The sequence below is a fragment of the Rhodococcus kronopolitis genome (assembly GCF_042654025.1).
In the GTDB taxonomy this organism is placed as follows: domain Bacteria; phylum Actinomycetota; class Actinomycetes; order Mycobacteriales; family Mycobacteriaceae; genus Rhodococcus_G; species Rhodococcus_G kronopolitis.
Genome location: NZ_JBHSFO010000006.1, coordinates 28491 through 40076 on the forward strand (window position 1 = coordinate 28491; position 11586 = coordinate 40076).

Below are 11586 nucleotides of genomic sequence, written 5' to 3' on the forward strand. Positions count from 1 at the left end.
CTCAGTTCTCCTTGAACGGGAAGCCGAGGTGCTTGAGCAGGGCACGGCCTTCGTCGTTGTTGGTGGCGGTGGTCACGACGGTGATGTCCATACCGCGCGGGCGATCGATCTTGTCGATGTCGATCTCGTGGAACATCGACTGCTCGTTGAGACCGAAGGTGTAGTTGCCGTTACCGTCGAACTGGGTGCCGGACAGGCCGCGGAAGTCCCTGATGCGGGGCAGCGCGACGGACACGAGGCGGTCCAGGAACTCCCACATGCGATCGCCACGGAGGGTGACGCGCGCGCCGATGGGCATGCCCTCACGCAGCTTGAACTGCGCGATGGACTTGCGGGCCTTGCGGATCTCCGGCTTCTGGCCGGTGATCAGCTGGAGGTCGTTGACCGCACCGTTGATGAGCTTCGCGTCACGGGCGGCGTCGCCGACACCCATGTTGACGACAACCTTCACCACGCCGGGGATCTGCATGACGTTCGCGTAGTTGAACTCCGTGTTCAGCGCGTCCTTGATCTCGGCGCGGTAACGGAGCTTCAGACGCGGCTGAATCTTGTTCTCAGTGCTAGTCATCTCAGATGTCCTTCCCGTTCTTACGGGAGATCCGAACCCGCTTGCCGTTGTCATCGGTCCGGTAACCCACGCGAGTGGCGTTGCCGTCCGAGTCCACGACCTGCACGTTCGACACGTGAATCGGGGCCTCCTGCGTGACGATGCCGCCGACGGAGGCGCCACGCTCGTTCGCGGAGACCGCGGTGTGCTTCTTGATCCGGTTCACGCCTTCGACGAGGAGCTTCTCGGTCGCGGGGAAGGCCTGAATGACCTTGCCCTTCGCGCCCTTGTCCTTGCCGGCAATGACCAGAACGGTGTCACCCTTGTGCACCTTCATCACAGCACCTCCGGGGCGAGCGAGACGATCTTCATGAACTTCTTGTCGCGCAGCTCGCGGCCGACGGGGCCGAAGATGCGGGTACCGCGGGGATCGTGATCAGGCTTGATGAGAACGGCAGCGTTCTCGTCAAACTTGATGTACGAACCGTCCGGACGGCGACGCTCCTTGGTGGTGCGAACGATGACCGCCTTGACGATCTCGCCCTTCTTGATGTTGCCACCGGGGATGGCGTCCTTGACGGTTCCGACGATGATGTCGCCGATCCCGGCGTAGCGACGAGACGATCCGCCGAGAACGCGGATGCAGAGAATCTCCTTGGCACCCGTGTTGTCGGCGACACGCAGTCGCGACTCCTGCTGAATCACTGATCTCTCCTAAGACCTGGATTTTCTTACGCAGCGGATACCGACCCGATGCGCACGGTCTGCCGCCCCGTCCGACCGCATGCGGACATGCGGGGACAAAGGCAACCGCTCTAGTGTAGGGAACTGCTGGGCCGATGCCAAATCGACCCAGCACTCCCCCACCCGAGAGCCGACCGTGCACCGTCGCCGGCACACGCTGCTCTGACACGACAGCGGCCCGCCCCCGATGGGGAACGGGCCGCTGCACGGTGATGCTTTCCTACTTGGCCTTCTCCAGCACCTCGACCAGACGCCAGCGCTTGGTCGCCGACAGCGGTCGGGTCTCCATCAGCTGGACGCGGTCGCCGACGCCGGCGAGACCGTTCTCATCGTGCGCCTTGACCTTGGTCGTACGGCGGATGATCTTGCCGTAGAGCGGGTGCTTGACCCGGTCTTCGAGCTCGACCACGATGGTCTTCTCCATCTTGTCGGAGACCACGTAGCCGATGCGGGTCTTGCGCATGCCGCGCTCTTCACTCACTGCGCTGTCCTTCTGGTTCTCACTCATGCCGCGTCACCCGCATCGGGTCCGGCGGCGAGACCGAGCTCACGCTCACGCATGACGGTGTAGACACGCGCGATCTCGTGGCGAACGGTCCGCAGACGACGGTTGTTGTCCAACTGACCGGTCGCCATCTGGAAGCGCAGGTTGAACAGCTCTTCCTTAGACTCGCGGAGCCGGGTGACCAGCTCCTCTTCCGTGAGCTCGCGGAGCTCTGCGGCTGGGGTTCCAGTAGCCATCAGAACTGCTCCTCCCTCGTGACGATCCGGCACTTGCACGGGAGCTTGTGCATCGCGCGGGTCAGGGCCTCGCGAGCAATCTCCTCGTTGGGGTACGTCATCTCGAACATGACGCGGCCCGGCTTGACATTCGCAATCCACCACTCGGGCGAACCCTTACCGGAACCCATTCGGGTCTCGGCAGGCTTCTTCGTGAGCGGGCGATCCGGGAAGATGTTGATCCAGATCTTGCCGCCACGCTTGATGTGGCGCGTCATTGCGATACGAGCGGACTCGATCTGACGGTTTGTGATGTAGGCGGGCTCGAGAGCCTGGATGCCGTAGTCACCGAAGGTCACCTGGGTACCACCCTTGGCGGCACCGGTACGGCTCGGGTGGTGCTGCTTGCGGTGCTTGACCCGACGGGGGATCAACATTGCGTCAGCCCTCCTGATTCGTGTCGGTGGAAACCGGAGCCTCAGCGGTCGCGGTAGCGGCGCGGCCGGCCTCGGTGCTGGTCGCGGTGGTGCCCGAGGCACCGGAACGACGCGGGCGCGTGGGGCGCTCGCGACGCGGGCGGTCGCCGGCCGGGGCTGCGCCTGCGGTCAGCTCACGCTTGCCGCCGACGATGTCGCCCTTGTAGATCCAGACCTTCACGCCGATACGGCCGAAGGTGGTCTTGGCCTCGTACAGCCCGTAGTCGATGTCCGCACGCAGCGTGTGCAGCGGAACCCGACCCTCGCGGTAGAACTCCGAGCGGGACATCTCGGCGCCGCCGAGACGACCCGAGCACTGGACCCGGATGCCCTTGACGTTGGGCTGACGCATCGCAGACTGGATTGCCTTACGCATGGCGCGACGGAACGCGACACGGTTCGACAGCTGCTCGGCGACACCCTGGGCCACGAGCTGGGCCTCGGCCTCGGCGTTCTTGACCTCGAGGATGTTCAGCTGAACCTGCTTGCCGGTCAGCTTCTCCAGCTCGGCGCGGATGCGATCGGCCTCGGCGCCGCGGCGGCCGATGACGATGCCCGGACGAGCGGTGTGGATGTCGACGCGAACCCGGTCACGGGTGCGCTCGATCTCCACCTTCGCGATGCCGGCCCGCTCCATGCCCGTGGCGAGGAGCTTGCGGATGGCGACATCTTCCTTGACGTACTCCGCGTACTGCTTGTCTGCGTACCAGCGAGACTTCCAGTCGGTGGTGATGCCGAGGCGGAAGCCGTGCGGGTTGATTTTCTGGCCCACTACTGAGCACTTCCCTTCCGGCGATTGCGGGTCGAGGCGCCGGCCTTGGGCAGGCTCTCCACGATCACGGTGATGTGACTGGTCCGCTTGCGGATACGGAACGCACGTCCCTGTGCCCGCGGCTGGAACCGCTTGAGGGTTGCGCCCTCGTCCACGAACGCCGTCGCGACGACGAGCGTGCTCGGGTCCAGGTTCTGGTTGTTCTCGGCGTTCGCAGCTGCGCTGGCGATCACCTTGGCAACCGGCTCGCTGGCGGCCTGCGGTGCGAACCGCAGGATGTTCAGCGCGTCCTCGACCGAGCGCCCGCGAACCATGTCCACAACACGACGCGCCTTCATGGGGGTCACGCGCACGTGGCGCGCGATCGCCTTGGCGGTCGGGTTGGCGGTTTCGGTGTTACTCATCGCCTCTTCGCCTTCCGATCATCCTTGATGTGACCCTTGAACGTGCGGGTCGGTGCGAACTCTCCGAGCTTGTGTCCGACCATCGAGTCGGAGACGAACACGGGGACGTGCTTGCGGCCGTCGTGCACAGCGAACGTGTGCCCGATGAAATCCGGAATGATCGTGGAACGACGTGACCAGGTCTTGATGACCTGCTTGGTTCCCTTCTCGTTCTGGACGTCCACCTTCGCAAGGAGGTGGTCATCGACGAACGGGCCCTTCTTAAGGCTGCGTGGCATCCTTCACTCCCTCCTTGACTAGCGCTTGTTCTTGCCGGAACGGCGGCGACGGACGATGAGCTTGTCGCTCGGCTTGTTCGGCTTGCGGGTACGGCCCTCGGCCTGTCCCCACGGGCTGACCGGGTGGCGACCACCGGAGGTCTTGCCCTCGCCACCACCGTGCGGGTGGTCGACCGGGTTCATCACGACACCACGGACGGTCGGGCGCTTGCCCTTCCAGCGCATACGGCCGGCCTTGCCCCAGTTGATGTTCGACTGCTCGGCATTGCCGACCTCGCCGATGGAGGCGCGGCAGCGGATGTCGACGCGACGGATCTCACCGGACGGCATACGCAGCGTGGCGTAGGTGCCTTCCTTGCCCAGCAGCTGGATGCTGGCGCCTGCGGAGCGGGCCATCTTGGCACCGCCGCCCGGACGCAGCTCCACACCGTGGATGGTGGTACCGGTCGGGATGTTGCGCAGCGGCAGGTTGTTGCCCGGCTTGATGTCGGCTCCGACACCGGACTCGACCTTCGCACCCTGCTTGAGGTCCTTCGGCGCGAGAATGTAGCGCTTCTCGCCGTCGGCGTAGTGCAGCAGGGCAATGTTGGCGGTGCGGTTGGGGTCGTACTCGATGTGAGCGACCTTGGCCGGCACGCCGTCCTTGTCGTTGCGACGGAAGTCGATCAGACGGTACGCACGCTTGTGCCCGCCACCCTTGTGACGGGTGGTGATACGACCGTGTGCGTTACGTCCACCGCGACCGTGCAGCGGGCGGATAAGCGACTTCTCGGGCGTCGACCGAGTGATCTCGGCGAAGTCCGAGACGCTCGAGCCACGACGGCCCGGGGTAGTCGGCTTGTACTTACGGATTCCCATGAGTCTTCTCGTCCTCTATATCTCGTCAAGTCCCAGACGCTTACGCGACCGGGCCTCCGAAGATCTCGATGGGCTTGCTGTCGGCCGAGAGGGTCACGAGCGCGCGCTTGGTGTCCTTGCGCTTGCCGAAACCGAACTTCGTCCGCTTACGCTTGCCCTGACGGTTGGCGGTGTTGACGCTGGTCACCTTGACGCCGAAGACCTTCTCGACGGCAATCTTGATCTGCGTCTTGTTCGAGTCCGGGTGCACCAGGAAGGTGTAGGTACCCTCCTCGATCAGTCCGTAGGACTTCTCGGAGATGACCGGAGCCAGCAAGATATCGCGGGGGTCAGCGATGGTGCTCACTTGCTCTCCTCCTTGTCTGCCTGGGCGGACTCGGCCGGCCCGTGGATGTACGTGTTGAGTGCCTCGACACTGAACACGACGTCATCGCTGTTGAGCACGTCGTACGTGTTGAGCTGGTCGGGTGCAATGGGGTGCACGCCTTCCAGGTTCTGCACGCTCTTCCATGCCGCGATGTCCTCACGACCGACGACGAGCAGGACCTTCTTGCGATCGGAGATCTCGCCGAGGAACTTCTTCGCGCCCTTGGTGGACGGCGACTGCCCGGCGACGAGCTCGGTGATCACGTGAATGCGCTCGTTGCGCGCCCGGTCGGAGAGTGCACCGCGCAGAGCAGCGGCGATCATCTTCTTGGGGGTCCGCTGGCTGTAGTCACGCGGCTTCGGGCCGTGGACCGTGCCACCGCCGACGAACTGCGGTGCGCGAGTCGAGCCCTGGCGTGCGCGGCCGGTGCCCTTCTGGCGGTACGGCTTCTTGCCACCACCGCGGACATCGCCACGGGTCTTGGTGGAGTGCGTGCCCTGACGTGCCGCAGCGAGCTGCGCGACGACAACCTGGTGCATGAGCGCGATGTTGGCCGTCACGTCGAAGAGCTCGGCGGGAAGGTCGACGGTCCCGTTGGTGCCGCCGTCGGCGGTACGGACGTCGAGGGTCAGCTTGGTTGCGGTCTCGGTCATGCGGACGCACCACCCTTCACTGCGGTCTTGACGATCACGAGGCCACCCTTGCGGCCCGGGATCGCACCCTTGATGAGCAGCAGACCGTTCTCGGCGTCCACCTTGTGGACCGAGAGGTTCTGCGTCGTGATGCGGTCGTTACCCATGCGACCCGCCATGCGCATGCCCTTGAAGACACGGCCGGGGGTGGCACAGCCACCGATGGAACCGGGGCGACGGTGCACGGCCTGGGTGCCGTGCGAGGCGCCCTGACCCTTGAAGCCGTGACGCTTCATGACACCGGCGTAGCCCTTGCCCTTGCTGGTGCCGGTGACGTCGACGAAGCCGCCGTCCTCGAACAGCAGCTCGGCCGTCAGCTCCTGGCCGACCTCGTACTCCGAGGCGTCCGCAACGCGGAGCTCGACGACGTGGCGACGCGGGGTGACGCCGGCCTTGGCGAACTGGCCGGAAGTCGGCTTGTTCACCTTGCGCGGGTCGATGGCGCCGAAAGCGAGCTGCACGGCGCTGTAGCCGTCACGCTCTTCGGTACGGATCTGGGTGACGACATTGGGCCCAGCCTTCACGACGGTCACCGGGACGACCCGGTTGTTCTCGTCGAAGACCTGGGTCATGCCGAGCTTCGTGCCCAGGAGTCCCTTGATCTTGTTCTCAGTCATTGTTTTTGTCTCCGCCGCGCTCACTGGATGTTGACATCAACGCTGGCCGGCAGATCGATGCGCATGAGCGCGTCGACTGTCTTGGGCGTCGGGTCGAGGATGTCAATCAGCCGCTTGTGGGTACGCATCTCGAAGTGCTCGCGCGAGTCCTTGTACTTGTGCGGCGAGCGGATGACGCAGTACACATTCTTTTCGGTCGGCAACGGCACCGGTCCAACGACACGGGCCCCGGTACGGGTCACCGTCTCGACGATCTTGCGCGCTGACGCGTCGATCGCCTCATGGTCGTAGGCCTTGAGCCTGATGCGGATCTTCTGTCCCGCCACGCTTGTGTCCTCTTCCTTGCCGAATAGGCCCTTGTAGACCCTGGGGGCTACTTCATTCACGTAGACCCTGCTGGGGCTACCTCGTCTGCACAGTTCGTGCCCAGGCCATGAGTGTCCGAACGTTGGCGATCGAAAAGAAACCGATCCGCTGCCGCTGTTCATCTGTCATGGATCTCCGGCCCACGCGGTCGGGCGTGTCGCCCTCCCGCTCGTCCCCCGATCCGCGCTCTCGCACCGATCGGACTGGACTTACGTGCACCGGATGCGCCCGTAATGGGCACTGGGTGTAACTGCTTCCGTCCTGCACTGGCCCTGACCTGGCGTCCGGAGCTTTCACTCCAGGCGGACCGGGCACAGAACCCTCTTTCGCCCGACGCAGGCCGTATGAGAGCACGTCCCGGGTCAAGGCAACCTGAACAGTATGCCGCAGACCGGCAACTAGTTCAACTCCAGCACTGACGCGATCTCGGTCACAGAACCTTACTCGGGAGTAAGGTTCTGTCATGGCCATCCAGACACCCTCCCCCAGCGCCACCTACCGCAGCTGGCTGAAGCTGCCCGACAATGCATTGCGCCCGGCCCTGTTCTCACTCGGCATGTGTGTGCGGGTGCCCTACTTCGCCACCGTCCTCCCGCGCGTGACCGCGCTCGAACCCGGCCGCTGCGAGGTCCGCGCCCCGAAATGGTGGGGCGTGCACAACCACATCGGCACCTTTCACGCGATCGCGGCCTGCAACCTCGCCGAGGCCGCCATGGGCATGCTCGCCGAGGCGACCGTCCCCACCACGCACCGCTGGATCCCGAAGGCGATGAACACCCGGTACCTCGCCAAGGCCGAGTCCGGGCTGCGCGCGGTCGCGTCGTTGTCGGCACTGCCCCGTTTCGAGGAGATCACCTCGGGCACCGAGCTCACCGTGCCGGTTGCGATCTACGACAAGTCCGGTACCGAGGTGGTGCACGCCGACATCACCATCTGGCTGACGCCCGCCTGAGTCCGGCCGGCACCCGCGGTCAGGCCTCGATGCCGCCGCGGGTCCGCAGCCGACGTCGCATGTCCCACAGGTAGACGGTCCGGGGCGCGTGCCGCACCGCGGAGGGTATCCGCGGGTACACCCACGAGATCAGTGTCATCACCCGATCGAACCGGCGCTGGTCCCGTGCGGTCCACGGCAACTCGAACTGCTCGCGCAGTTGCGCCGGCAGCAACCCGGTGGTGAGCCAGCGGTACGCAGGCAGGTTCGCGCGGATGAGCATCGGCGCCGCCGCCGGATGGAACAGGTCCCGGGAGGTCGCCCGCACCTTCGCATCCACCTCGACGCGGTCGAGTTGTTCCTTCCAATAGCCGGCGAAGGCGACCCGGTCGCGCGGCCACATCCCCGGCGGTACCTGCAGCGCGGTGCCGAGCACCGCGTACTCCCGGTACAACTCGTCCGCATCGGCGTCGTCGAGCGGGCCGAACACCCGCTCGTAGAGGCTCACGGCACTCTCGTAGAGCGTCGCCGCCACCCACAGCTGCAGAGCGGGGTCGAAGGCGTTGTAGTTCTCCGCACGAACCTTCACATGCGCCTTGTTCACCATCCGCACCACCGCCGCGCGCTCGGCGTCCGTCCCGTAGACCACCGCATAGATGTAGGTCATCGTGGTCCGCAGCCGGTCGACCGAGCGGTAGGCAAAGTCGCTGTGGTCCGCGACGCCGTGCCCGACGCCCTCGTTGGCGATCTGCAGGAGGATCGCCCGGCCGCCCGCCGCGAGCATGACGGCCTCGCCGGCAAGATCCTCGATGTGTGCGGCGCGACGGCTCATGAATTCATGAAACCACAGCACGTCACTGTTCACCGCGAGACGCGCGTGATTGCTCAACCTGCTGTTTCAACTGGCAAAACTCGCAGTGGCGGTCGGCCCACCCATGCGATGTTCCGTTAACTTACGGCGACTACGGACGAGTCGGGTCACACCGGTCCGTCCCGCTCGTCCGCGGCTCATCGAGAGTCGAGACCGCCGCGTTACGGTGCTGTTCCCCACCAGGCGAACTTGCCGGTTCAATGCCCGGACACCCTCGGCACACAGATACCCGTGACATACTCGCGTGCATGTCTTCACCCCACTCTGCGGTCCTGGTCGAAGGAATCCGCAAGTCCTTCGGTGACGTGAAAGCGCTCCAGGGCGTCAGCTTCGAGGTGCCGCGCGGCACCGTGCTCGGCATCCTCGGGCCGAACGGCGCGGGAAAGACGACCACGGTCAACGTGCTCTCCACCCTGCTGCGACCCGACTCGGGGCGCGCGCTGGTCGCCGGCCACGACGTCGCCACGCAGGGCGCCGCAGTGCGCCGGTCGATCATGATGACCGGGCAGTACGCCGCGCTCGACGAGTCGCTCAACGCCCGCGAGAACCTGATCCTCTTCGGCCGACTGATGGGCCTGAACCGGCAGACCGCCAAGGCTCGCGCCCAGGAGTTGCTGGTCCAGTTCGACTTGGTCTACGCCGCGGAGCGCAAGGTTGCCGGATTTTCCGGCGGCATGCGGCGCCGCGTCGACATCGCCTGCGGACTTGTCGTGCGCCCGGAGGTGGTCTTCCTCGACGAGCCGACCACCGGCCTGGACCCCCGCAGCCGGCAGAGCGTGTGGACCCTGGTGCAGAACCTCAAGGACGAGGGCATCACCATCCTGCTCACCACGCAGTACCTCGAGGAAGCCGATGTCCTGAGCGACAACATCGTCGTCATCGACAAGGGAACCGTGATCGCCGAGGGCACCGCGGACCAGCTCAAGGAACGGACCGGCGGTAGCTTCTGCGAGGTCGTGCCGATGAGGCTCGAGGACCTGCCTCGGGTGTACGGCGTGCTCAGCAGCCTGTGCCACCCGGACTACATCTCCGAGACCGGCCACGACCGGCTGTCCATCCCGGCGCAGTACGGCGCCCAGACCCTGGCCGAGGCGCTGCGTCGACTCGACATGGCACGGATCCCGCTGGCCGACATCGCGCTGCGCCGGCCCTCGCTCGACGACGTCTTCCTGGCGCTGACCGGACAGGCTCACGTGACGAAGGACGAGGCGTCGTGACCGCGATCACCGCCGGCACCAAGACCGCGAGAACCTCCAGCGACGGGAAGCCCCCGGAGCCCCGGGCCAAGACGATGGCCCGTAGTGGGCGCCACCGTCGCCCCACGCTGTCGGGCACGCAGCAGTGGCTGGCGCTGTCCGGCCGCAGCCTGCACACCATGTGGACCAGCGGGCAGTTCCTCATCGCGGTCCTGGCTCCCGCCATCTTCACCATCGGCTTCTACCTGCCGCTGCGGTTGGTGATGCAGTTCCAGGGCATCGACTACGCACAGTTCGTGATGCCGATCATCGTGCTGCAGGCGATGGCGTTCACCGCCATCTCGGCGGCCGGACGGGCTGCCTACGAGGCCTCGAACGGCATGAACGACCGGTTCCAGACGATGCCGATCATGGCGGGCGTTCCGCTGATGTCCAGGATGACCGCGGCACTCGTGCACTGCACCATCTCGTTGATCGCGGCGCTGGTGTACGGATACATGATCGGATTCCGATTCAGCGGTGGTACCCAGAACACCCTGCTGTTCCTCGGGATGTCGCTGGCGATCGCGATGGCGCTGTCGCTGATGGGCGACCTGATCGGCACCCTGAGCAAGAGCCCCGAGATGACGAGTCAGGCGCTGACACTGCCCCAGCTGATCCTCGGCATGTTCTCGGCCGGCTTCGTGCCGGTCGCACAGTTCCCGAGCTGGTCTCAGGCGTTCGTCCGCAATCAGCCGATCTCCCAGTTCGCGATCTCCATGCGGAACATCGCCGACGGCACGATCACCATGCACATGCTGACTCCTGCCTTGCTGTGGTGTGTGGGGTTGGCCCTCGTGTTCGGTCCGCTGACGATCTGGGCGAGCGTGAGGCGAGGATGACCGACCTGCGCTCCGCGCCCCTTCCCGTCACGGATCCCGACGCATCCACGCTCGTGTTCCCGACGCCCACCGAGGTCTATCCCGAGACCTCCTGGAAGGCGCTGCTCACCCACAGCAAGCTCCAGACCGGACGACTACTGCTCCGGTCGGCCAAGGACCCGTTCACGATGCTGCAGGCGATCGTCTACCCGGCGATCATGCTCGTCATGTTCTGGGCGGTCCTGGGGATCTCGGTCACCAGGGCGACGGGCGTCAACAGCGTCTACGGGTACGCCCCGATGCTCGCCCTGGTCGGCGCGATGTTCGGGTCGATGGCCAGCGGCATGCAGCTCAAGGCGGAGTGGCGCAAGGGCCTGCTGAGCAGGTTCTGGATCCTGCCCACCCACCGGGCCGCGGGCCTGATCAGCCGACTGGTCTTCGAGGCCATCCGGATCTTGTTGACCACCGTGCTGATCATGCTGGTCGGCGTGCTCCTCGGTTTCCGTTTCAACCAGGGGGTGGTGGCGGGTGTGCTGCTGATGCTGGTCCCGCTGGTGATGGGTATCGGCTTCGCGACGATGGTGACCGCACTGTCGGTGAACTTCGCCAAGGTGCCGCTGGTGGAGCTGCTGTCCCTGATCTGCACCCTGCTGATGTTCTTCAATTCCGGCTTCGTGCCGACCGCGGCCTACCCGACCTGGCTGCAGGGATTCGTGGAGAATCAGCCGATGTCCACCGCGATCGACGCGATGCGTGGCCTGAGCCTCGGCGGTCCGGTCGCCGAACCACTGATCAAGACCACACTGTGGTCGCTCGGTGCGATCGCAATCTTTGCCTGGCCCGCGATCAACGGCTACAAGCGCGCCGCAGGCACGCCGATCTAGCCC

The 11586-nt window shown here is 65.4% G+C and carries 19 protein-coding genes; 4 read left to right on the forward strand and 15 right to left on the reverse strand.

What is annotated here, in order from left to right:
* Position 1 precedes the first annotated feature (1 nt).
* From rplE to rpsJ, 14 genes are all read right to left on the reverse strand, one after another.
* Positions 2–568, reverse strand: coding sequence for a 50S ribosomal protein L5 (rplE, locus tag ACFO6S_RS13515; protein WP_378417751.1), 567 nt, complete (start codon positions 566–568; stop codon positions 2–4).
* A gap of 1 nt (position 569) precedes the next feature.
* Positions 570–884, reverse strand: a complete 315-nt coding sequence (gene rplX, locus ACFO6S_RS13520; protein WP_378417752.1) for a 50S ribosomal protein L24 — start codon at positions 882–884, stop codon at positions 570–572.
* Positions 884–1252: a 50S ribosomal protein L14 gene (rplN, locus tag ACFO6S_RS13525; protein ID WP_072845934.1), complete on the reverse strand. Its 369-nt coding sequence runs from the start codon at positions 1250–1252 to the stop codon at positions 884–886. Before rplN ends, rplX begins: the two co-directional genes overlap by 1 nt.
* Before the next feature lie 259 nt (positions 1253–1511).
* Positions 1512–1799 carry a 30S ribosomal protein S17 gene (rpsQ, locus tag ACFO6S_RS13530; RefSeq protein WP_378417754.1) on the reverse strand — a complete coding sequence of 96 codons (288 nt, stop codon included), beginning with the start codon at positions 1797–1799 and terminating at the stop codon, positions 1512–1514.
* Positions 1796–2032 (reverse strand): 50S ribosomal protein L29, encoded by a 237-nt coding sequence (gene rpmC / locus ACFO6S_RS13535; RefSeq protein ID WP_072845936.1) that lies wholly within the window; start codon positions 2030–2032, stop codon positions 1796–1798. Before rpmC ends, rpsQ begins: the two co-directional genes overlap by 4 nt.
* The gene (gene rplP / locus ACFO6S_RS13540; protein ID WP_378417757.1) at positions 2032–2448 is read right to left on the reverse strand and encodes a 50S ribosomal protein L16; all 417 of its coding nucleotides are present in this window, start codon (positions 2446–2448) and stop codon (positions 2032–2034) included. The genes rpmC and rplP overlap by 1 nt, the downstream gene beginning before the upstream one ends.
* Positions 2449–2452: 4 nt before the next feature.
* Complete coding sequence (gene rpsC, locus ACFO6S_RS13545; protein ID WP_378417759.1) at positions 2453–3259, reverse strand: 30S ribosomal protein S3; 807 nt, start codon at positions 3257–3259, stop codon at positions 2453–2455.
* On the reverse strand, positions 3259–3663 hold the full coding sequence (gene rplV, locus ACFO6S_RS13550; RefSeq protein WP_378417761.1) for a 50S ribosomal protein L22: 405 nt from the start codon (positions 3661–3663) through the stop codon (positions 3259–3261). Before rplV ends, rpsC begins: the two co-directional genes overlap by 1 nt.
* Complete coding sequence (gene rpsS / locus ACFO6S_RS13555) at positions 3660–3941, reverse strand: 30S ribosomal protein S19 (RefSeq protein ID WP_003940820.1); 282 nt, start codon at positions 3939–3941, stop codon at positions 3660–3662. Before rpsS ends, rplV begins: the two co-directional genes overlap by 4 nt.
* Positions 3942–3959: 18 nt before the next feature.
* Positions 3960–4799 (reverse strand): 50S ribosomal protein L2, encoded by an 840-nt coding sequence (gene rplB, locus ACFO6S_RS13560; RefSeq protein WP_378417763.1) that lies wholly within the window; start codon positions 4797–4799, stop codon positions 3960–3962.
* A gap of 40 nt (positions 4800–4839) precedes the next feature.
* The gene (gene rplW / locus ACFO6S_RS13565; RefSeq protein ID WP_072845941.1) at positions 4840–5145 is read right to left on the reverse strand and encodes a 50S ribosomal protein L23; all 306 of its coding nucleotides are present in this window, start codon (positions 5143–5145) and stop codon (positions 4840–4842) included.
* Complete coding sequence (gene rplD, locus ACFO6S_RS13570) at positions 5142–5819, reverse strand: 50S ribosomal protein L4 (protein ID WP_378417765.1); 678 nt, start codon at positions 5817–5819, stop codon at positions 5142–5144. The genes rplW and rplD overlap by 4 nt, the downstream gene beginning before the upstream one ends.
* On the reverse strand, positions 5816–6475 hold the full coding sequence (rplC, locus tag ACFO6S_RS13575; protein ID WP_378417767.1) for a 50S ribosomal protein L3: 660 nt from the start codon (positions 6473–6475) through the stop codon (positions 5816–5818). The genes rplD and rplC overlap by 4 nt, the downstream gene beginning before the upstream one ends.
* A 20-nt stretch (positions 6476–6495) precedes the next feature.
* Positions 6496–6801, reverse strand: coding sequence for a 30S ribosomal protein S10 (gene rpsJ, locus ACFO6S_RS13580; RefSeq protein WP_003938093.1), 306 nt, complete (start codon positions 6799–6801; stop codon positions 6496–6498).
* Between the two features lie 503 nt (positions 6802–7304).
* Here rpsJ and ACFO6S_RS13585 point away from each other — a divergent pair.
* Positions 7305–7793, forward strand: coding sequence for a hotdog fold domain-containing protein (locus ACFO6S_RS13585; protein ID WP_378417769.1), 489 nt, complete (start codon positions 7305–7307; stop codon positions 7791–7793).
* A gap of 19 nt (positions 7794–7812) precedes the next feature.
* Here ACFO6S_RS13585 and ACFO6S_RS13590 read toward each other — a convergent pair whose 3' ends face one another.
* A complete protein-coding gene (locus ACFO6S_RS13590; RefSeq protein WP_378417771.1) occupies positions 7813–8604 on the reverse strand; it encodes an oxygenase MpaB family protein in 792 nt (263 codons plus the stop codon).
* Between the two features lie 287 nt (positions 8605–8891).
* Between ACFO6S_RS13590 and ACFO6S_RS13595 the strand changes: the two genes are divergently transcribed.
* The 3 genes from ACFO6S_RS13595 to ACFO6S_RS13605 all read left to right on the forward strand — a co-directional run bounded on the left by ACFO6S_RS13595 (position 8892) and on the right by ACFO6S_RS13605 (position 11583).
* The gene (locus ACFO6S_RS13595; RefSeq protein ID WP_378417772.1) at positions 8892–9860 is read left to right on the forward strand and encodes an ATP-binding cassette domain-containing protein; all 969 of its coding nucleotides are present in this window, start codon (positions 8892–8894) and stop codon (positions 9858–9860) included.
* A 74-nt stretch (positions 9861–9934) separates the two neighbouring features.
* Positions 9935–10720 carry an ABC transporter permease gene (locus tag ACFO6S_RS13600; protein WP_378417827.1) on the forward strand — a complete coding sequence of 262 codons (786 nt, stop codon included), beginning with the start codon at positions 9935–9937 and terminating at the stop codon, positions 10718–10720.
* Positions 10717–11583, forward strand: coding sequence for an ABC transporter permease (locus ACFO6S_RS13605; RefSeq protein ID WP_378417774.1), 867 nt, complete (start codon positions 10717–10719; stop codon positions 11581–11583). The genes ACFO6S_RS13600 and ACFO6S_RS13605 overlap by 4 nt, the downstream gene beginning before the upstream one ends.
* The last annotated feature ends 3 nt before the right edge of the window (positions 11584–11586 follow it).